17 protein-coding genes are annotated in these 21941 nt (G+C 56.6%); 8 read left to right on the forward strand and 9 right to left on the reverse strand.

All coding sequences use genetic code 11. From position 1 onward, the window contains the following. Positions 1–399: 399 nt before the first annotated feature. Positions 400–2850, reverse strand: coding sequence for a DUF3857 domain-containing protein (locus HY011_25120; protein MBI3426225.1), 2451 nt, complete (start codon positions 2848–2850; stop codon positions 400–402). A gap of 165 nt (positions 2851–3015) precedes the next feature. Between HY011_25120 and HY011_25125 the strand changes: the two genes are divergently transcribed. Together HY011_25125 and HY011_25130 are read left to right on the forward strand one after the other, a co-directional pair. After that, complete coding sequence (locus HY011_25125; GenBank protein ID MBI3426226.1) at positions 3016–3714, forward strand: RDD family protein; 699 nt, start codon at positions 3016–3018, stop codon at positions 3712–3714. A gap of 27 nt (positions 3715–3741) precedes the next feature. Continuing rightward, positions 3742–4890 (forward strand): hypothetical protein, encoded by a 1149-nt coding sequence (locus HY011_25130; GenBank protein ID MBI3426227.1) that lies wholly within the window; start codon positions 3742–3744, stop codon positions 4888–4890. Between the two features lie 43 nt (positions 4891–4933). Here the strand turns inward: HY011_25130 and HY011_25135 are convergent, their stop codons facing one another. The 8 genes from HY011_25135 to HY011_25170 form a co-directional block, all read right to left on the reverse strand. Further along, a complete protein-coding gene (locus HY011_25135) occupies positions 4934–6058 on the reverse strand; it encodes a hypothetical protein (GenBank protein ID MBI3426228.1) in 1125 nt (374 codons plus the stop codon). Positions 6059–6188: 130 nt separating this feature from the next. After that, positions 6189–6617 (reverse strand): toll/interleukin-1 receptor domain-containing protein, encoded by a 429-nt coding sequence (locus tag HY011_25140; GenBank protein MBI3426229.1) that lies wholly within the window; start codon positions 6615–6617, stop codon positions 6189–6191. Positions 6618–6667: 50 nt separating this feature from the next. After that, complete coding sequence (locus tag HY011_25145) at positions 6668–7309, reverse strand: response regulator (protein MBI3426230.1); 642 nt, start codon at positions 7307–7309, stop codon at positions 6668–6670. 4 nt (positions 7310–7313) lie between these two features. Next, positions 7314–10964 (reverse strand): GAF domain-containing sensor histidine kinase, encoded by a 3651-nt coding sequence (locus HY011_25150; GenBank protein ID MBI3426231.1) that lies wholly within the window; start codon positions 10962–10964, stop codon positions 7314–7316. Between the two features lie 4 nt (positions 10965–10968). After that, on the reverse strand, positions 10969–12513 hold the full coding sequence (locus tag HY011_25155; GenBank protein MBI3426232.1) for a hypothetical protein: 1545 nt from the start codon (positions 12511–12513) through the stop codon (positions 10969–10971). Between the two features lie 54 nt (positions 12514–12567). Then, positions 12568–13176, reverse strand: a complete 609-nt coding sequence (locus tag HY011_25160) for a hypothetical protein (GenBank protein ID MBI3426233.1) — start codon at positions 13174–13176, stop codon at positions 12568–12570. 7 nt (positions 13177–13183) lie between these two features. Next, entirely contained in the window at positions 13184–13861 is a 678-nt protein-coding gene (locus HY011_25165; GenBank protein MBI3426234.1) for a sigma-70 family RNA polymerase sigma factor, read from the reverse strand. Between the two features lie 90 nt (positions 13862–13951). Further along, positions 13952–14884 (reverse strand): TIM barrel protein, encoded by a 933-nt coding sequence (locus HY011_25170; GenBank protein ID MBI3426235.1) that lies wholly within the window; start codon positions 14882–14884, stop codon positions 13952–13954. A gap of 343 nt (positions 14885–15227) precedes the next feature. Here HY011_25170 and HY011_25175 point away from each other — a divergent pair, with 343 nt between their 5' ends. From HY011_25175 to HY011_25200, 6 genes are all read left to right on the forward strand, one after another. Then, positions 15228–17492, forward strand: coding sequence for a DPP IV N-terminal domain-containing protein (locus HY011_25175; GenBank protein ID MBI3426236.1), 2265 nt, complete (start codon positions 15228–15230; stop codon positions 17490–17492). A gap of 70 nt (positions 17493–17562) precedes the next feature. Then, complete coding sequence (locus HY011_25180; GenBank protein ID MBI3426237.1) at positions 17563–18213, forward strand: CBS domain-containing protein; 651 nt, start codon at positions 17563–17565, stop codon at positions 18211–18213. A gap of 171 nt (positions 18214–18384) precedes the next feature. After that, positions 18385–19863 (forward strand): M20/M25/M40 family metallo-hydrolase, encoded by a 1479-nt coding sequence (locus HY011_25185; protein MBI3426238.1) that lies wholly within the window; start codon positions 18385–18387, stop codon positions 19861–19863. Positions 19864–20092: 229 nt separating this feature from the next. Continuing rightward, positions 20093–20575 (forward strand): DUF2975 domain-containing protein, encoded by a 483-nt coding sequence (locus HY011_25190; GenBank protein MBI3426239.1) that lies wholly within the window; start codon positions 20093–20095, stop codon positions 20573–20575. A 10-nt stretch (positions 20576–20585) separates the two neighbouring features. Then, entirely contained in the window at positions 20586–20798 is a 213-nt protein-coding gene (locus tag HY011_25195) for a helix-turn-helix transcriptional regulator (GenBank protein ID MBI3426240.1), read from the forward strand. Between the two features lie 397 nt (positions 20799–21195). After that, a complete protein-coding gene (locus HY011_25200) occupies positions 21196–21783 on the forward strand; it encodes a toll/interleukin-1 receptor domain-containing protein (GenBank protein ID MBI3426241.1) in 588 nt (195 codons plus the stop codon). Positions 21784–21941: the final 158 nt, after the last annotated feature.

The raw sequence follows: 21941 nt of genomic DNA on the forward strand, positions 1-21941 counted from the left end.
AACTACGCTGACTTGTCACATCACGCGAATCAAAAAAATCGTCGCGCCGCGCCGGGCGGGGCGCAGCCTGCTCATTTTCCGCTTGACCCCGAAACCGTCTTTAGAGATGTTCCGTTATTTCCGGCTGTTCCATAATCTCTCTTTTGCTTTCGAGGAAGCTCAATTGATACAGCCGGGATAGCGTTATGCTTCAGCTTAATTCCCAAATCCACGGTTAAGCAGTTGAAAACACAGTTTCGACCAATAGCAGCAGGGGGGGTTGTCAGCCTGGCTATTCACCCAGGGAGTGAAATTGCGCCGCCGTACAGCAGACTGCCAGTCTGCTGTAGACGCGGCCAGTGGGCTATGTGCCGAGACTACAGCAGACTGGCAGTCTGCTGTACGGTTTTAGCCGCGGATTCAGCCTAATTGCTCGGGCGCTTCGGTCACCTTGGCCAGGTAATGCGCCGATTCTGGCGCAGAAAAATCAAAGTACACATCGCGCGCTTGCGCGCACGCCGTGCAATGCAGCGGCACCAGCAGCAGCCGGTTCCCATCGAAAATCACCGTTTCGCGCACGGCGTTTGAAGCTGGCAGCAGATAGCCGCCGCCGCACTCGCAACGCAAGCCCGCCACGCGCGCGGCCAACGCCGGTTCATCGGCGACCCGCAACGGGCTGGCTGGTTCGCTGCCCGGCAGCGTGATGCTCAGGCGCGGTTCGGCTGGGGGCGGCGTGCGGCGCGCCTGCCAGGTTTTGTAGGTGACAAAGCCAAGCAACGGCAGCGAGAGCAGCAACGCGCCCAAAAAGATCAGGCTACCCAGACCCAGCGGATTGGCGAGCGCGCCGAACGCCAGCGGCTGATTGGCCAGGCGAAAATTGCCCGCATCCTCGATATGTTCAATATCCGCCGCCAGCCGCGCGGATTCGTTGGCGCTGACATAGCCACGCAGCGTGCGCAGCCGGTAAACCAGCTTGAGCGTCCGGCCTTCGCGCGCGCGGCGAAAGTCGAATTGCAGGGCGCTGTTGGCGACGGAACCAGCATCCGGCGCGACGTTGAGCGGCCAGGGCGTGCGGATTTCGATTTGCTGTTCGACATCAAACGGATAGCTCAACACCACCGGCTTTTTGGCGTCGGCCTGGATGACCGGGAGTTCCGGCGTCAGGCGGTCGGCGTTGAAAGCGCGTGCGCCCTCACGCCAGAAACGGGCACACTCATAACGTTCGATCACGACGACGATGTTGTTGGCGGCGTCATCGCTGATGGTGGGTTTGTCTGCGGGGGTGATGCTGTGGTCGCGGGCGTGCAGCAAGGTCAGCCGCTCTTTGACCAAATCTTTGAGCGTGTTTTTGGCCAGATAATCGCGCATCGCGTCGGCCTCGCTGCCGCGATAGGTATAGACGATTTCCAGCCGCGCCGAGCGATTGTCGCCATTGACCGTGTAAATCTCTTTGATCGTTTTCAGCGGGCGCGCGGGCGCGGGCAAGGGAATCTCTTCGAGCGCCGTGGCCTCGGGGCGCACAACCAGCGCGCGTCCGAAGTCGGGGTTGGCATGTTGCGCCAATCCGCCGCGTTGCAAGCTAACCGTCGGGTCGAACCAATACGCGCGGCCCTGCCAGCGCACCTGGGTGATGACGTGATCGAAGACAAAAGGCGAGGGCGGCAACGCCTGCACACGGTCATGCAAATCGGTGTTGACCAGCGCGGGGTAAGCTTCGATGCCCAACTCGCGCAGCACCGTGGCGAGCAATAACGCCTTGTCTTTGCAATCGCCGTAACGCCGCTCCAACACTTGCCCGGGTTGATGTGGCTGATGCGAATGCGGCCCCAGTTCGATGCCCAAGTAGCGAATCTCATCCTGAATGAAGCGCAGCGCGGCCAGCATCTGCGCTTCGGGTTGCGGCGCGCTCTGCCGCCACTTTTCGATTTGCTGGCGCAACGCCGCTGGCAGCGGGCCTTGCAAGCGATAGAGCGGCGCGGCCCAGGCGGCGATCTCCTGCCAGCTTTTGAACTCGGTCACATAGAGCGTCGGATACTCTTCCGCCGCCGGTGTCGTGTCGGTGTCGAAATCGGGCGCGGGCAGATTCGTGCGTTCCCAAACGTATTCGATGTGGTCGCCGTGGTGTTGTTCTTGCGGTTTGAGTTCCAGATTGCGCACCTGCTGTTGCAAGACACGCCCCGCCGGCCAGAGCAAACGATAACGCAGCCGCGCGACCGGCTCACTCTCGACCAGATAATTCACATCGGCAAAGCGCCCGGCCAAAATCGGGTTGGCGCCATTCACCGAATAGTCGTACTCCACCACATCGCCGACGCGCACGTCATTCAAAATCGCCAGCGCCGCCAGCGTGCCGTTAAAGAGGCGCTGCTCCATCTCGTCCTCTTTTTGCAGCAGCCGGATTTCACCAGGCTTGAATGCGTTGATGATTTGAGTGCCGCGCCGGATTTGAATGTGATGGATGACCAGTCGCTGATAGCTGGGATCGAACTCCAATTCGAGTTGCGAGACGTGTTCGACGCCGGGCTGGGCGATGACTTCGTGAATGTGGTGGTAGTAACGTTCGGTGGTGGCGTTGGTCACGCGCACTTGCTGGTCGGAAAGCAAATACACCACACCGTCGCGGGCCTCGGCGCGTTGTTCGGCAGAGGTTGTCGCCAACGGCTCCTGGCGAATCCAGGTAGGCGGAGGGGCGAGCGTGAAGTAATTTGTGCCGCGTGTCAGCGCGCTTGTTTGAAGCGCCAGCAGACTCAGCCCGAGCAAAGCGATAAACCGGTTCAATTTGCAGAAACGAAGGAACTGCATACTGCTCAAATAGAGATAAACAACCCGCGTGGTGAACTTCAGACCGAACGGCCAGCCTGGTGCTGCCACAGACCCATACGTTTGGTATGGCGGTCTACAACACTGTGGGCACGATCTTATGTGTTGATCTGGCAGCGGTCAAACTCAACCATTGACTGCTACCAGCAAAGCCTGCCAACACTTATGTGGTGTAACAAAGACACGTTTAGAAGATTAGAAGGAGGGAGGGAAGCGATGAAAAATTCCTACCATCAAGCAGATTATCGAACGAGCACACGCGCGGATAAGCCGCGAAGGCCGTCACCCAAAGTAGTGCCCTTGCCGAATGCCGGCGCGGTGCAGCTTGCAACATACAATCCGCAAAGCCGTCCAAGACTATGGCAACGCCTCGGCGCTGAACTGATCAATCGTCTCACGCCGTTGCTAATCGTTTGCCCCGTGTTCGCGTTTCCGCTGCTGTTAGTCAGAGGCGATGAATACATCCTGCTTTTTTGCCTGCTGGGGGTCGGCGCTTGGCACCTGTTTTGTGACGGTTCACCCCGCCTGCCAAGTCCCGGGAAATGGCTCTTTCGATTGCGCGTGGTCTCGGTGTTTGGGCACACTTGCCCGGTCTGGCGCAAAGCGCTGCGCCGTGGCGGTACGGCCTGCACGCAAATGTTTTATTGCCTGATTCTGGCGCTTGGATTGCCTAGCGGGATAGTGGAACAGCAAGCCCACGCGCTGGCGCACAAACTGCTTTATCCGTTCGCACTGCTGAGTTATCAGCCCGGCATGGCGGCGCTGTTGATGGTGCTGGCGTTGTTGCACGACGCCGTGTCGTTGCTGTTCGTTGCCTTGAGTTCCGATGGCAGCCGGTTTGGCGATTGGCTCGCGGGCACGCGCGTCATCACCAAAGCCGGTGCCGAAGAACTACGGAAACCGCCGCAGCGATAAATCTGAATCGCTGCACGAAAGGAATTTATGAATTTCCCGCCCTTCCAACAAATCTGCGCGCCGCAGCACTTGCAAACGGCCTGGCATCAATTGCGCCCCGAATTGCTTTCCGCCCAAACGGCAGCAGCACGCGCCGAATATGAACGCACGCTGGGCGGTAATTTGAATAGCCTGGCAAGCCGTCTCGAGCGCGGCCAGTACTGCGCCAGTTCACCTGGCGCTTCGGTGATAGCGCGCCTCGAAGACGCCCTTGTGCAACGTGCCGTGCTCAATGCCTTGGCTCCGTTGCTGGCGCGCAAGCCCGGCTATGCGGTGCGCGATGCGCAGGTGGCGCTCAACCGCTTGCGCGCCTGCGATGCGCACGGGTATCGCTTTGTTGCGGCCACCGCAATTGCCGCTTTCCCGCAACAACTCGATCAAACGCTGCTGTTGCATCGGCTGGCCGCGCAACTTTCCGACGCGCCCTTGCTCGACCTGCTTGAACAATGGTGCGAAACCGGCTTGCTCTTTGCCGCAGCGCGGGAACCGGATTCAGCATCCTCAGCCGCTTCCTTCCAACGTCCCTGCGAATGGGTGATGCAGTTGGCGCAAAGTCTCTTCGCGCGCTGGTTGCCGGGGGCAGCGTTCAACGAGGAACCATTAGCCGCGCAAGCTTGGCAGGCAGCGACGGCCCAACACCCGGGCGAGCAACACTGTTGGCGGCCAGCCGCCGTGCAATCGTTGGCGCGCGTGGCAGCGCTGGCGGGTGTGACGGCTACGCTGGTCTTGCTCTCTTCCGCGCGCGCGCGCCGCCACCCGCTCGGCCAATGTCTGGCCGCGCTAGGTGCGGTCACCGGGATTGCTTCAGGTTTGGCGTGGTATGCCAGCTCGAATGCGTGGGCCTGGCCGCCTGCTGCAACCAGCCTCGCGCCGCAAACGCAGGCGGCTTTGGAAGAAGTGCTGGCCAATACTTTGCTACAGGATTTTGACTTGGCGATCACCCGCGTGGGCTGGCCGCTGGTGCGAGTGGCCGGCAGTTTTGCCATCGCCGCGCGCAACGAACAGAGCGCCCGCGCCGCGCTGCATTTGGCTGGGCAGGCGCTCTGGCCGATGGGCTGGCAATGCGCGCCGGAACATACCTTTCTGGCCTGTTTCGAGGAAGCCGAACGGGAACTGAGCAGTCATTTTTCCGGCTGAAAGTGAGATGGTGCAGCAACGCCATTCGAGTGTGGGACAGCCGTTACTCGGCCCACACCCGAATAGCGTAAGGCTTACGGTCATCGTGCGGAATGTCCGGCCTGACTTGTGCCGCGCGCGTACCGCAGTTGGTTACGACCAGGATTAAATGATCTATGTCATTCAAGTCGAGTAGCGTTACTTGCGCGCTCAGCAAGGTTGCGGTGATTGGATTGGTAGCAGTGGCTGGACGCAACGGAATGACGAGGCCGCATCGCTTCTCGTTGGTCGCCATTGCCACTTCGGCTTTGAGCCACGATTGTTCGCCCGCTTCGAGCGTTTCAAGCTCCAGCCGCAACTGCCGCACGCCCGCATTCAAGTAAAAGCGATAATACCGGCACGCCAGATGATCGAGGGTGTCGCCCGTCGCGGCCTGCTCACCGGTGCCCAAGACAAAGCTTTCCGATACCGCCCGCTCGCCAAAACGCGCAAATAATTCCGGTGCATGAGCCGCGCTTGCCGGGTCGGCGAGAAACCACGAATCCAGACAGTAACCAGAGGCAAAGAGATCGTGCTCGTCTGGCTTGGCTGAGAGAAAAATTTGTCCGGCGGGCATCAGTCGCGCGAGCGCGTCCAGTGGCGTTTCCAGCGGCTCGGATTCCATCCAAACCCGGTTGACGAACTCGATCCCCAGCCGCTTCGCCATGTAAGCCACAAACAAGCCTGCTTGGTAACACGCATTTGGCGCGTCAAGCGAGAGTTCCGGGTTCTCGATCCAATCGCCCAATACACGGAAATGATCGCCCACGTCTCCCAACACCTGCATCTCCATAAAGACCGCCAACGCCTCGTCAAACCACGCCCAGCGTCCTGCGTAAAGGCTGCTCAAAGGCCGTTCGCGGCAATTGAAAACGTGTGTGGCTTCGTGCACAGCGGTCGCCAAAGCCCAGCGCTGTTCAGCCTCTTGCGTGGGTTCTTTGGTGCGGCTCGGCAAGGCAATGTACGGGACGCCTTGCTGATCTTCCGCCGTAAAAGCACGTGCGTCGCTACGCAGATATGCCGCCAGGTCAAAAATCTGAACCTGGGTTTTCCATTGCAACCCTGGGCGCGCCAAAGGCGGTGCGGTCATTATTTGATAGAGCCGTTCCAAACCCTGCTGGTAGGTCAGCAACAATTGTTCATCGCGCACTCCGTTGGAGCCACGCCCCCGCCCGCGCTGTGGATTGCGCAGCCGGAAGTGAATCCTAAAATGCTTTGATTCCAAAGATGGGGGGGGGGTAGCAAAGCTGTCTTCAAGCCGCATCATGTTGGCTCACTCCTCAATGTTTCAGTTGACGACGTTCGATTCCTTCTCGGATAGCTTTCAAGAGCCTGTCCCAACCATCAACGCTGAATAGATCAACCCATTGATATTTGCGCAAGGACTCTTCGACCTCGCATTCCTCGAATCTGACTGGAATGAGGTAGATGTCCGTATCGAGTTTTTCTTTGGCGAAATAGAGCGCCTTGCGGATTTCGCGCCGCAAAAAACCGCGCCTGTTGTAGGCGCGCGGCGTCAGGCAGATCAACACGAAGTCTGCCTGTTCCAACGCCCTGAAGATGGCTTTTTCCCAGCGCTCGCCGCCAAACAGGTTTTCCTTGTCCATCCAGGGTGTATACCCTTCGGCCAGTAGCCGTTGATAGACCGTCTCGACCTGCGCCTGATCTGCGCGCGCATAGCTGAGGAAGATTTGAATTGCCGTGCTCATACGTTCCACCTGCTTACCCCGGCAGAGCGATCACAGATCAACAGTCATTATTACCTGCTCAATCGCAGGCTGACGCGAATGTCTTCTCCATCCTTGGTGACGTGAAATAGCTGTTGAACCCTGGTCTTGGTCGTTTCATTCAGGTCTTCCCAATAAGTAGCAATGTCACGGCTCAATGTCGCCAACTCGTGCGTCAGGCTGCCGCCCTCGCCAGCAGCAGTCGTGGCAGATTGCCCTCTGAACAATTTGTCCAGGGGCGTTTCGAGCAACTTGCCATACAGATAGGCTTTCATCTCGCCGAGCAGAGCTTCCGGCCAATACGCGGTTTTGGCGATCAGTTCGACTCTGGGGTCCTTTGTGCCGGAATGATAGTCAGCAATGTGTTTGATAACCTTGGGGTCTTGGTGGAACGCCGTGATGTGGATGACGAGCGTGCCTAGCATAGCTGTCTTGATCGCCTGGCACAGCGACTCGTCAATCTCCGGGTGCTCTCCTTTGCGTGCGGGCAGCTTGAAATCCAGGATCGCCACGTCAAAGGGGCACCCCCTTGCCGCCGCTAAACTAATTTGGCGTAATCCCTCTTCAACTGTCGAGCAAGCTTCGATGAAAGAGTCAGGGAATATCTCACGTAACAACTCACACAACTCTGCCAACGTGTTCGCTATATCTTCAACAATCAAAATGCGAAACATTGATTTACTCCTCAGTAGGTTGAACCGCTCTTGCGAGAGGAAGGGTGATGATGAATTCGGCCCCTTCATTCGGTTTACCGCACTCTTTGATTTTGCCGCCGTGCGCCTCTACGACACGGCGAACATAACCCATGCCCAAGCCTGTGCCAGGAGCCCGACCAGGATGGCGGCTGAAGAAGTCCTCAAAGATTCTTTCCTTGAAATCTTCTGGGACGCCGGGGCCGTTGTCACGGTAAATGATCTTGACTTGATTGCCTTCGAAAGCGGGTTCGATTTCCAAAGTGATCTTAACTTGTAAATTACCCATCTCACCACCAACCGCGTCTTTAGAATTCTCAACCAACTCAAACAAGGCGATCTTCAACAAATGGCTATCGGCTTCCACTTGAAAGGGGCGTTGTCGGCAGATGACCTCGCAGTTCTGCTCCGGCAGATAGGATTGGAGCGTGGTGTCGAGGCAGGCTGCTAGATCGAGCCGTTTGATTTGCGGTGAAACAACGGCTAAGCGCTCCTTGGCTCGCTTGATGATCGTAGTAGTCTCTTCGATAATTTTACCGAAGCTGTGATCCAACTTGTGCAAACCGGGCAAATCTTTTTCTCGCTGTTTGTAGCGCGTCAGCAAAATAGGTAGTGCCGCCAATTGCGTCCCAATGTTGTGGGCCATCGTCGCCATCACTTGTTGCGCCGCTTGCGTGCGTACCAGATTCATCTGTTCTTCAATTCGCTCACGTTGCTGAAAAGTGTCCAAGACGCGCGCTACCATCTCGACCAGCACCTCCAACAAATCAAACTCGCGTGGCCAGCGATCTTCCTTCCAGTCCAAAGTGAGTTTTCCCAGTGGGTGTTTGTCTTGCGTCAGCAGAGGTATATCTAACCAGGCATCGCCGCTTTTTTTCTTTAGCTCAGTCTCAAGTCTCGGCTTAGAGACTACGATAGCGACTTGGCCTTTTTGTGTGATGTACTCATTACTATCAACTTTTTCTGGAGCAAAAAAGAACACTTTAGGAGCCTGTTCATCAAGACACTTCCAACACTCTTTTCCTGGGAAATGCATACGAATCGTGCGGATTTCCCCGCGATTGAACCTCTCTTCAAGTTGTGTGTCCGCGAAGCCGAAAGAGTCCGCACTGACTAAACAATTTGGGTTATCAGGGTCTACCAAATATAACCTTCCTCGCTCGAATCCCAGCTTACGGGCCGCAGTAAGCAATAATTTCAGAGCTGAAGCCTTGTCTGTCGCCTCAGCAATAGTATTGAAAGCCTCGAACATGCGGTAGACATAATCTAAGTCCCTTATTCTAAGGAAGGCTCCCACAATCTGATTGCTGCGACCTTGAATAACTTCAGAAAGCGCTTCCCAGCCGTGCCTGTCATCTTTCTCTTTCAATTTGATGTGCCGCTCTTGCCGGTGCCCTTGGAGTGACATCTCGACCATTTTCATCGCTTCGGTGCCAACATCAGTTTCAGTCAGTAGCTTAGCTTCAGGTTGGTTTTGCCAGCCTTTTTCCACGCCGAGTAGCGTGGCTGCCACCTGATTGGCGAAGCGCAATTTCAGGGAAGAGTCAACGATGACCAGTGAAGACATGATTTTGTCGAGCGCTGATTGCAAGAGATTAACCCGTTCGCTTAGTTCGAGCGCAATTGCCAATTGACGCCCAAGCTGCAAAAGGTCTTCGACTTCATCTTCGGTCGGAGCAAATCCATCTTCGCGCTCGACGTGTACAGTCCCAATAGCCTCTTCGGCCAAATCCAGTAACGGGACGACCGCAAAAGCCTTCAGCCGCGCCTTCTTTACTACCTCAGGATTGACTAGCGGTTCACGGGTAGCATCCAGGATTCGGATAGGTTTCCTGGTATTGATAACATATGACTGAACGTCGGCCTTTGGATCATCAAGCGGCCAGTCAGTCATCTTCGCAACGTCGACGTCTGGGCTATCCGAATCATCAAGCACGCCTGTGATTCTCTTCTGTTCTGGGTCTACCAGACAGAACGAGACTCGGCTGTAGCCCAGCTTACGCAAGGCTTGCGCGGCTATCCTGATGACGTGCTCCACGTCGCGGGTATACTTGCCCAATCCATCGAAGATGGAGTTGGCAATCTCTATGTGACGATCACGTGTCTGAAGGTGCAAACGAGCGGCCTCGATTTCAGCCGCTTGAGTATAGGCCATCACGAAATGTTCGAAGAGTTGGTTGACAAGCAACTCGCGCTCGCGCGAGACAATTCGGTTCGCGGCAAAGTCGCTAATGACGACTGCGCGAAACTGGCCGGAGCGCGGGGCAGGAACGATAGCCACGAAAACGTACTGTTTCAGTCGTCCAGTCAAAGGGAATCGCCCGGGTTTCGGTTCGTGAGGTAAAAGATGATTCAGTTCTTTAATGGTTTCTCCCTTGAGTTGACAACCAGGGATAGAGAGCATTTTCCATTCCCCATTCAACTCTAGACAGGCCACCTCGCGGAAACCAAGCACGTAACGGCAAGTGTTATGCAGCAGCTTCCCGACAGCGCTGGTGCCTTTGGCGGCAGCCACGTGGAGCGCGGCGGAGAGCGTTTTGATATTGAATGCCACCTCTCGGCGATCATCGGCGTTAGCAGGACGTACCCGTTCTTCTTCAGCTAAATGCTCATAGTAAGCAAAAGCTGCCTCTGATTTGTCATTGCGCAGATAGAGATCGCCGAAGCGCTTGTTGTTGTAGTAAGTCTTGAGATAGGTTTTCAGCAAAGGCGAAGCGAGACGCATGCGCCAGCCTTCCCGCCTGGCGACGCCAGCCAGTTCCAACGGTCCCGGGGCGTTCGTGATGGTGTTGACCCACACGACATCATCGCGGAGTAATTGTTTGAGGTCTTCCCAACACTCCGGCGCGTTGTTGATCACGCGCGGCGGTTGGCGCAATAAATCCGGGCTGATGGCGCGGGGGATGTCAGACACCGCAATCGGTGTATCGAGCGGCAAGTTGGCATTCACGCGTGCTTTACTCACATCGCGCAGCAAGGTCTTCAAGATGCTGAGATAGCCTCCGGCTAGTTCGTATAAGCAATCCACCGCCTCTTCATCGTTGGCGAAGCAAAGCTGTAGCTCGTCCCGATACCTCAGGGTTTCTGCGGCAAAGAACTCTTTGTCGAAGCCTTGAAGGAAATACTGGTAAGCACAGTTGAACTCCGATGTTGGCCCGTGTACCAGTTTCTGAAACACGTCCTCGCCGCTGAGCGCGACCATCAGCTTTTTCTCTTCAACCAGCGTGCGGACTTTCAGGAGTAAGTTGCGCGCTAGGTACTGTGGCAGGCTGTCAACATTTGAGACCAGTAAGACTACCGGTCGCTGCGATTGAGTGATAAGCCAATCCAACGGTGCGAAAGGGTCCTCCGTAGTGTTCACGCATTCCGTAAAGCGGTTATCAGCTTCGCGGACAGCCTTGGACAGCCAATCGTAAAATTCTTTTTCGTTAGAAATAGGCTTTCGCAGGGACGATTCGAGGCGCAAGAGATGAAGCTCCTCCTGCGTCTGCAACAACTCATACAGGCGTCTCATCAGATATCGCTTGCCGCCGTAACGCGGTGCAATCAAGACAACGCTCTCATGGGCGATGACGACTTTTTCGTATAGCTCATCCAGTAGCGGTTGACCGATCTTCCGATATAGAAACGGTGTCATAAGCTCACCTCAATTTGGCGTTGGGGGAAGTTTGTGTGGATGTCAATTGCACGGAGCGACGCGCGGTTTCAAGTGCGCTGTCGAGAATGCCTAGGCGCTCCGCGTATTCGGCCAGGGCCTCGTTGGCCAGGCAGAACCGGCCTTTGTTCCACACCAACACATTATGGATAACCAGTTCATTGCATATACGCAGGGCGTGCATCTCATCAATCGGCAGTCCCCAACGCAACGCCAGCGCGCAAATTGGCCCTGGTGTGATCTCTTTGAGCTGCTCTTTCAGCAATAACAATGCAATCAGCCGTACCTCCGCATCTTCCAGGTATTCGCCCTGTAACGGGCTGATAAAAAATTGGGTTGTTTCAAAATCCCATTTCAATCGTTCCACCTGAGCTAATGAGATCGTGTCGCTTTGTTCGTCAATCGCCAGTTCAGCCAGCTTTCTCGCAAAGAACTGAATTTGATTGGGTAATCTTCCGGTGAGACGAAGGACTTGCGCACTCAGCCGTTCAGGGTCATCAACCTTGAACCCAAGGTCGGCTAACGGATCTAACAAAAGATTGCGCGCCGCCGGTTCATCCAGCGGATTGAGCTGTAGCAATTGAAGGCGTTGGTTTAATTGCGAGTCTGAATAGAGCATCATCCGCAAAAGTCCGCCGCGCCCGATCAAGATAAGGCGGCAATAGCCCAACTTAGCAGCCTCGCCCAATAAATCGAACACCTCTCCCTGGCAAACGTTGTCAACCTCATCGAGCAGCAGATGAATTGTTCCACCAAGTTTGGTTTTGAGGTATTGCAGAAAATCCGGCAGCTTGGTGTAGGAAAGCTCCAGACTACGGCGCGAAGCCTCCAGCTTCATGGCCAGCAACTGCGCAATGGTATTGGGTTCTTTCGAGCATTGATAAAAATCCACGTAAAAAGTCCGCAATGCTTGCGGGTCGCGGTCGTGCACCAATTTGCGTTGAAATTGTTTGATGAGAGACGTCTTGCCAATCCGGCCAGGGCCAGCTACGGCAAAGCTCAGATCGCTCTCGTTGTAGAGTTTGTCCAATTCGTTGCGCCGTCCGAAAAACATTCCGCCTTCGACCGAGAGCAGGTGATTGAAGGGAACCAAGCGCCGCAACGAGATCTGCTCGCGCAGCCAAAGTTTCAAATACCGCAACGGTTCCGGCGTGGCTAGCAATTGCTCCAATTGTGGCGGCGAGAGAATCAAAAAACGACCGAAAGGCAGTGCTTCATAGGCTTGTGTATAGGCTGAATGCGAGGTGGCTAGGACGAATGGCACTCCACCTGCTTCGCCCAACCGTTGCTTGAAATCGCGCAGGGCCTCTGTCAACCCAGGCCCCTCGCCTCCCAGCAACACACATTGAACTTCGCCCATGCCATGCAAGCGAATGCTGCTGAGGTCAGCCAGAAAACGCAGGCAATTGTCACCGCGCTGTTTCACTTGGGTGTCGGTCTGAAACTTTTCTTTCCAACGCTGGATAAAGCCCAACGCTTGCTCGTCATGCGTTTGAGTCCACCCGCGAGCGAGGTTTTCTACCAGCGTCATAATGTCTTTTCTCCCAGCAGTGTTTTGCCTGTGTTTTGCCTTGAGCTTGTGCAGCTAATCGGTCTTGCTCGACTGCCAAGCAGCATTGAGCGCCGTAGTAAACCGTCTCATCTCAGCTACAGCGGCAGGCTCGGCGTTCTGCTCAATGCGCGCGAGCGCCGCCTCACATTCATCCAGAGGGGCAGACAAAGGGTTGTCTGCCCGAAAGCGCGCATTCAGTGGCTCGGGTGACAAACCGAGGTGCGGAAGTAGCCCGATTAGTAGATGCGCGCGCAGTGCTCGTTGACCAAGTCCGAGTGCCTGAGCCAGCCGCACCAAACCCGGCGCAGACGCGGGGTTTGGTGCTGTCAAGTCGTCGAGTCCGAATCGCTCAAGCACCGCAGAGAGCTGCACCTCAGTGGTGGCCGCTAACTTTGCCAGGTAAACCATCAGCCCCCAAGGCAGGAAGCCGATTTGTTCAACCGCCCGACGGAGGCGCGCAATGTACCAGGCAACACGCGCCGTCTGATCGCAACGCTGTAGGAATTGTTTAGAGACCGATTCCAATGGTTCCTGTTGAAACACTTGCCAATCATCCGCCAACTGCAAAGCCTCAAGTAATAGCTCAGGCCACGCCGGGGGCGGCGCTAACTGAGTCTCGTTGTTCAAAGTTCGTTCGTTCATAAAATAGTCAAACATCCTTTCCTGTTCTTGCGTTTACTCGCTTCAGCCAGTCACCCAGCCGTGGGTCACGTTCGAGCATCTTTCTGAGCCGTTTCAAAATGCGGTAATGGCGCTGGCGTGTGGCGTTGGCTTTGATGCCGAGCGCTAGCCCGACCTCTTCGTAGGTGTTGTCGGCAATGAAATCGCGCAGTTGGATCAACTGCCGATCCGCCTCCGGGAGTTGGGCTAGGGCAGCGCTGATGGCAGTGATGATCTTCACGTCGGGCACGGCTTTGGGTATCCGACGCAAGAGTTTTCTGCCAAGCGGATTTGGAGTGCTTTCCGGGAGGGGAATAGTTGAAGGCCGGCTGGTAAGCCAATCGGTTAAGGCGTTGCGCGCCACGGTGAAGACCCAGGCTTCAAAGCTGCCGGTTTCGATCTCACTGTATTTCGATATTTTGAGTGTAAGGATGTCAGTGAGACATGTTTCGGCCAAATCTTCAGCCTCGGTCTCTGATAAGTCCCGGTAACGAAATAATGCTTTGAGGCGTGGGCCAAAGTAACGAGTGAAATCCCGGTAAGCGGCCTCCTCCAATGGCGATGTCAGGAGCCGCGCGGCCAAGTTGGACAGCTCTCGCCGTTTCATGGCCGCGCGCTCGTCAGACACCTCCTTCTCGTTACTGTTAAATGTGTTTTCGTTATCCATATGGACGCTTCCAAACTAGATAACTCCACCCTGTTACACCCTGACCTCAGATGGCTGAAGATTGAGGGAAGGAATTGGGAAGGCGGGGGCTTACTTCGCCTTTGGCGCAAGCTCTTGATGGATGCGCTCCAATAGTTTCTTGCTCGCGCGAATGCCGTCCGGCTCGCTCAGCTTGTCGCCTTCGTATTCAATGCCGAAGAAGCTGTGATAGCCGGCGTCGAGCACCAGCTTGACCATGCGGCGGTAATCGGTGTGCGTCTCGTTGCCCTCGGCGTCGAAGTCGTGCGTCTTGGCGCTGACGGCTTTGGCGTAAGGCATCATCTCGGCGACGCCTTTGTAACGGTCGTATTCTTCGGTCGGGCTGAGGCGGAAGTTGCCGAAGTCGGGCAGCGTGCCGCAATTTTTATGCTTGACCAGCTTCATCACGCCCGCCAGCCATTGGCCGTTGGAAGAAAGGCCGCCGTGGTTTTCGACGATCACGGCGATTTTGTGTTGCGCGCCGAATTCGGTCAGTTTGCGCAGTCCATCGGCGGCGAGTTTCTGCTGCTCTTCGTAACTGCCCCGGCTGGCCGCGTTGACGCGGATGATTGTGCAGCCGAGAAACTTGGCGGCCTCGACCCATTTGTAGTGATTCTCGACCGCCTGCTGGCGTTTGGCCGCGTCAGGATCGCCGAGGTTGCCTTCGCCATCGCACATGATCAGACGATTCTCGACGCCCAGGTCTTTGGTGCGTTTGAGCATTTCGCCGAGATAGGTTTTGTCTTGGGCTTTGTCTTTGAAAAACTGATTGACGTATTCGACCGCGTTGATGCCGTAATCCTGCTTGGCCGTCTTGGCGAAATCGAGATTGTCGAGTTGTTTGGCAAACAGCGCCTTGTGCAGCGACCATTGCGCCAGCGAGATTTGAAACAGCGGTTTGGGCGCGGCGGAGAGGGTTTCTTTTGTCAGCGCGGTGATGCCGAAGACGGCGCCGGTTTGCGCGGCCTGTTTGATGAAAGCGCGGCGTTCGATCACTTGAATCATTGCTGTCGTCCTTCGTTGGGTTGGGTTGGGTTGGGTTGTCGTGTCCGTTGACACGCGCGAAACATCGCACGATTCGGCAGGGAGCACAACCCAGCTTGTCGGATGGGTGCGAAGGTTGTTTAATGACCGCGCACACTGCACCGCTTTCAACCACACAACAATTCAGGAATCGTTCATTTCGTCCAGCGGAGGAAACAAAATGTCATTTGGACTACGACGAATTTCCCTACGCGCGCTCGTGCTTGGCTTGGCGAGCCTTTTCATCAACCTTTTCTCTACGATGAATATCCTGGCCCAACAAACTGCGCTCACGGCGGCTGATTACGCCCGCGCCGAAAAGTTCATGCCTTACAACACCGGCCCGCTGGTCTTGCGCGCGGGCGTGCGGCCCAACTGGCTGCCCGATGGCCGCCTCTGGTATCGCGTGACGACCGAGCAGGGCAACGAATTCATCCTGGTTGATCCGGCGCGCGGCACACGCGGCGCGGCGTTTGATCACGTCAAACTGGCGGCGGCACTAGCGGCGGCGACTGGCACGAAAGTAGGCGCATACCAATTGCCGTTTCAGCAAATTGATTTTGCGGCGGATGGCAAGTCGCTTTCCTTCAGTGTTGACCGGCGGCGCATCAGTTGTGATGTGCAAGGCGAGCAATGCCGCGTCGTGTCTGAGGGCAATGGCAACCGCGAAGCCGGGCAGCGCGGCGGGCAACGGGGCGGCCCTGGCGCAAATGCGATGGCGACTTCGCCGGATAGTAAGCGCGTGGCTTTCATCCGCGATTACAACTTGTGGGTGCGCGACGCGGCGACGGGCAAAGAGACGCAACTGACGACCGATGGCGTCAAAGATTTTGGCTACGCGACGAACAACGCGGGCTGGACGAAGAGCGATACGCCCGTGCTCGCCTGGTCGCCCGATTCCAATAAGATCGTCACCTTCCAGCACGATGGGCGTGGCGTAGGCGAGATGTACCTGGTCAACACGCAGGTCGGCCATCCCAAACTCGAAGCCTGGAAATATCCGCTGCCCGGCGACGAAAAGATATTCATGATCGAGCGCGTCGTGATTGACCTCGGTGGGGAAGGGGCCGCCGCCAAAGTCGTGCGGCTGAAAATGCCCGCCGATCCGCACCGTTCGACGCTCTGCGATCACATCGTGTGCGGCGGCGTCTGGGCCGATGTGCAATGGGGGGCGGACAGCCAGCAACTGGCCTTTGTCTCGACCTCGCGCAATCACCAGGAAGCCAAATTTCGCATCGCTGATCCCGCCACCGGTGACGTGCGCGACGTGTTGGAAGAGAAGGTCAAGACATTTTTTGAATCCGGCAATGGCCGCGTGAATTGGCGCTATCTGTCCGCGACGAATGAACTGCTCTGGTTTTCGCAACGTGACAACTGGGGCCAGCTTTACCTGTACGACGCGCAAACCGGCAAGCTCAAAAATCAGATCACAACCGGCGCAGGCAATGTCACGCAGGTGCTGCGCGTAGACGAACCGAGCCGCCAGCTTTACTTTCTCGGCGTCGGCAAAGAGCGAGGCCGCGATCCGTACTTCCGGCATTTCTATCGCATCGGCTTTGACGGCAAGGGCCTCAAACTGCTCACGCCCGAAGACGCCGACCACGACATTGCGCTTGCGCCGTCGGGCCAGTATTTCACCGACAGCTATTCCAAACCTGATGTGCCGCCGATTGCCGTGGTGCGCGATGCTGATGGCAAGCTGATCGCGACGCTCGAAAAGGCGGACATCGCGCGCCTGCTTGCGACCGGCTGGCAACCGCCGCAACCGATTACGGTCAAGGCGCGCGACGGCGTGACCGATCTTTACGGGTTAATGTATAAGCCAACCAAACTCGACCTCAATAAAAAGTATCCGATCATCAACAACATTTACCCTGGCCCGCAAACCGGCAGCGTGCGTGGGCGTAGCTTTTCCGCCGGTGGCGATCAACAAGCGCTGGCCGAACTCGGTTTCGTCGTCGTGCAAATTGACGGGATGGGCACGCCCTGGCGCTCCAAGAAATTCCACGAAGCCTATTTCGGCGACATGGGAGACAACACGCTGCCCGATCAGATCACGGGGATGAAGCAACTCGCGCAACGCTACAGTTGGATAGACATCGAACGCGCCGGGATTTACGGCCATTCAGGCGGCGGTTATGCAACGGCAGCGGCCATGTTCCGCCACCCGGACTTTTTCAAGGTCGGCGTCTCGCAGGCGGGGAATCACGACAATCGCGGCTATGAAGACGATTGGGCCGAGAAATGGAGCGACTTGCTGGTGCGCAAGCCGGATGGCACGAGCAATTACGACAGCCAAGCCAATCAGAATTTCGCCAAGAATCTCAAAGGCAAGCTGTTGCTCGCGCACGGCACGCTGGATAACAACGTGCCGCCGTATAACACGCTGCTAGTGGTCAACGAACTGATCAAGGCGAACAAGGATTTCGATCTGATCATGTTCCCCAACCGCCCGCACGGCTTTGGCAGCGAGGCGTATATGACGCGCCGCCGCTGGGATTATTTCGTGCGGCATTTGCTGGGCGCGGAACCACCGCGCGAGTTTGAGTTGAAACCGCCGGTGCAGGCGGGGCCATTGGGTGGAAATTGAAACACGCGAGGCCCAACGCAGGTGCGCCACCAAGCGGCTTAAACGCAGGCTTGCAGGAGAAAACAGGCCGATGATCGTAAGTATGTGGATGACCAAAGACCCTGTGACGATCGAGTCGCAAACGCCGCTGTCCGAAGCTGCGGCGCTGATGGCAGAGCAGCGCATCCGCCGCCTGCCTGTGGTCGAAAAGCAACCGCAAGGGCCCCCGCGCGTTGTGGGCATCATCTCCCAAGGCGACGTCCTGCATGCTTACCCAGCCAATGTGAATCCGTTCGTCGAAGGCGCGGCGCACAGCATTCCCGCTTCGCTGACCGTAGCGGCCATTATGCATTGTCACTTGATTACTACGACGCCCGAGGCTCCGATTGAAGATGCCGCCGAGTTGTTACGCAATCACAAGATTGGGGCTTTACCCGTCGTGCAACACGGCGCTTTGGCCGGACTGATTACGGAATCGGACATCTTTCGCGCCTTTGTCAGTTTGTTTGAAACCACGCACGGCGGCGCCCGCATCACGTTTGATACCTCGCGCGGCGATGATGTTTTCGCGCTGATTGTGCAATTGGCGCAACGCCGCAAGGTGCGCGTGCACAGTTTGTTTTCTTCGCACCAGGAAGACCGGCCCGTGTGCGTCGTGCGGGTTACGGGCGCGGGCCTGGAAGCCTTTCTTGAAGACATTTGGAAATCGGGACATCCCGTGTTGAGCGTGCTGCGGCAATAAGCTGCCGGGCGAAAACGTCACCTCTAGAAGCGCTACCAGGATGCAGGTAAGGCGCCGGTACGGAACCGTGAGCGAAAGCGACCGGTGATTCAGCGCAAGTCGAACGCGCAGTCACCCCTTCACGATCGCTCCCGGTTCCGTACCGCTGGCTCGTCTGAAAGGAATCCGCAAATGAAAGCTCAAGCACTGGCTTTGTTGCTGGCTTGGAACAGCTTGTTTTTCTCACCCGCAAGAACTGTTGCCCAAGAACCGGTGGACGCCGCCATCAACGCCAAAATCCGCGACGAAGGTTTGCACCGCTCGCAAGTCGCCGAGACTTTTAGCTACTTCACCGAAAACATCGGCCCGCGTTTGACGGCCACGCCCGCGTTCAAAGCCGCCGCCGATTACGCGCAAGCCAAGCTGAAAGCCTGGGGCCTCGCCAATCCGCGCCAGGAAGCCTGGGAATTCGGGCGCGGCTGGACGCTCGACAAATTCTCTATCGAAATGGTCGAGCCGCGCTATATGCCGCTGATCGGTTATCCCGAAGCGTGGTCGGCTTCGACAGCGAGTGAAATAACGGCCGCGCCGATCTTTCTGGGTGACAAAAAGCAGGACGACGTCGAGCAGATGCGCGGCCAACTCAAAGGCGCAATTGTGCTGAGTCAGCCGCTTCAGACTTCGTTTGAACGCGCCGACCGCCCGCAACCGACTTCCTTCGATCATCCCGTTGCCATCGGACAACCGCGCCCCCCAGCCGGTTCCGCTCCCTTCATCACGCCGCAAAACATGGCGAAGCTGTTGCGCGAAACCGGCGCGGGCGTCGTCTTGCGCCCCAATCGCGGCGAACACGGGACGCTGTTTGTGCTGGGCCGCGACAACGGCGAGAACGCACTGCCCAGCGTCGTGCTGAGCGCCGAGCATTACAACATGATTGCGCGGATGCTTCAGCGCGGTATGGCCATCAAGCTGCGCGTCAATGTCCAAACGCGCTTTTTGACCACAGACAAGAACGGTTACAACGTGCTGGCCGAATTGCCCGGCACTGACCCGGCCCTGCGCGATGAAGTCGTAATGATTGGCGGCCACCTTGATTCCTGGCATTCCTCAACCGGCGCAACCGATAACGCCGATGGCGCGGCGGTCGTGATGGAAGCGATGCGCATTCTCAAAGCCATCGGCGCGCGCCCCAAACGCACAATCCGCGCGGCGTTGTGGGGCGGCGAAGAAGAAGGCTTGCTCGGCTCGGCCAAATACGTCGAGAAGTATTTGAAGGGCGATGCGAACCAAGCCGCGCGCGAAAAGTTCAACGCCTATTTCAACCTTGATCCCGGCACCGGGCCAATTTACGGCTGGTATCTCGAAAACAACGCCGCCGTCAAACCGATCTTCGATGCCTGGTTGGAGCCGTTCAAAGATTTGGGCGCGCGCCGCAACATCGCGCAAGGCATCGGCAACACCGATCACCTGAGCTTCACGCGCGCGGGGCTGGCGGGCTTCAATCCGGTACAGGATTATGTGGATTACGACACGCGCACCCATCACACCAATATGGACACGTATGAGCGCGTGAAGGCTGACGATTTGAAACAGTGCGCAATCGTGCTGGCGTCGTTTGCGTATCACGCGGCGGTGCGGGCGGAGAAGCTGCCGTTGGGTGCGAGCAAATAATTCGCCAAACTTGGGAGTGCAGATGTCTCGCCTACTGTAAGAAAAGCCGCGCAGCGTTCCTCTGTAACGCTATCAATAATTCAATGTGGCTCCTGTCTCGGCTGTACCCGTATTTAGCCCCCCGCCGCTCGTAAAGCGATAGATACATATTGACAAACAATAAATACATATTGCAGGATGAGAATATCAATGATTTTCAAGAACCATTTTCCGTACAGGAAGAACCATTATGAAACGAAGCTCAACGATATTTCTTCAGGTAGTCATCGTGCTCATCGGTATGGGCGTTCTTGCCCTGATGCTTTGGGAACCTCACCTTGAGGGCAGGAATGCGCACACCACGACCTTTGAGATTTACTTCAAAGATCCATTCCTGGCGTATGCCTACATGGCGTCTATTGCCTTTTTCGTCGCGCTCTATCAAGCCTTCAAGCTGTTGGGCTACATAGGAGCAAATCAGGTCTTTTCGCAACGCTCTGTAAGAGCCTTGCGGACTATCAAATACTGCGCGCTGACACTTATCGCTTTTATTGTGGGAGCAGAAGCTTTCTTCTTTACAGTTCAGCGTGGTAAAGAGGATATCGCGGGCGGTGTGATGATTGGTCTTGTTATGATGTTTGTCTCTGCCGTAGCCGCCACTGCCGCAGCCGTGTTCGAGAGACTTTTACAAAGTGCCGTAGAGATAAAGTCCGAGAACGACTTAACGGTATAAGGAGACCCGCATGGCAATCATCATTAACATAGACGTCATGTTGGCGAAGCGGAAGATGAGCGTCACCGAGCTTACCGAAAAAGTCGGCATCACGATGGCGAATATTTCCATCTTGAAAAACGGCAAAGCTAAAGCTATCCGGCTCTCAACCCTGGAGGCGATTTGCAAAGCCCTGGAGTGTCAGCCTGGAGATATTTTGGAATACAAAGAAGACCTCCCTTAGTGCGGAAGCGCAATAAAGATAGGCGCGCGGATGATACGGATGCGGCGGATTAGCGCGGATGCGTTGCTGAAGTTTGATCGGCGTAAATCCGCTGCACGCAGGTCAACCGCGTATCTATTGCACGCTGAGTTGAAAATGTTCTGAGCAGCCATTTGAGCGCCGCCCTGAATCTGTGGCGCAATTCCTCAGCGTTGATTTACACTGCGCCCGCAGTAACCTCGGATTACATCAGCGATTCTCGATTCGAAAAACACAGGCAGGAACGGTAGCGCAATCTGCCGAGGTTGTACTGCTTCACTGATCGAAACCGTGGAGCCTACGGTAAGAATCATTGCCCTGTACTGCCGTGCGGCGCAATCTCGGCAGATTGCGCTACCGTTTGCCGGAGGTCCCACGTATGAACGAACCCTTCCAATACGATGGTTTCATCAGCTACGGCGCGCACGACCGGGGCGAAGCGCGCGCGTTGGCCGCGCGGTTGCGCCGCGATGGGCTGCGCGCGTGGCCCGGTGTATTCGATGGCTTCTCAGCAGAGGGGGCCTCTGACAAAGACGGCGCGCGCCCGTCGGACGAGGCGCGGCGGAGCCAGCGCGAAGCGGGACTGGAGCAAGCGCGGACGCTCCTGCTGTTGCTGTCGCGGCACGCTACGGCGGCGGAGTGGGTGACGTTCGAGCAGCACGCGGTACGCTTCCGCGACCCGCTGAATCAACTACGCCGCTTGCTCCCCGTGCGACTGGACGACGCCGAGATGCGCGACGCGCTCAAGCCCTTCGCGTATGTGGATTGGCGGCTGCGCTCTGAGGAGCAGTACGAACGGTTGTTGGCCGCCTGTCGTCCGGCAGCTACCGAGACTGCGCGCGCGACTGAGCCGAAAAACCAAGCGCAACCAAGCAAGGTTTTTGAAGGACACATCGGCGCTGTTCGGGGAGTGGCGGGGACGCCGGATGGTCGGCGCATTAAGGCAAGCCTTGCTTCGGTGAGTTGAGGGTTTGGGCTAATGGATGAACTGGTTGCAAGTTTCATCCGGCACAAAACTCTCTGAGATTGATCAGTGTGAAGGCGATCAGTTTGAAGCCAAGATGACGTTTCTGCTTGGTCTCAAATCGTAAGAGCAAGCGTTTGAATTTGTCTTCCCAGGCAAAC

The sequence above is a fragment of the Acidobacteriota bacterium genome, assembly GCA_016196035.1.
Classification (GTDB): domain Bacteria; phylum Acidobacteriota; class Blastocatellia; order RBC074; family RBC074; genus JACPYM01.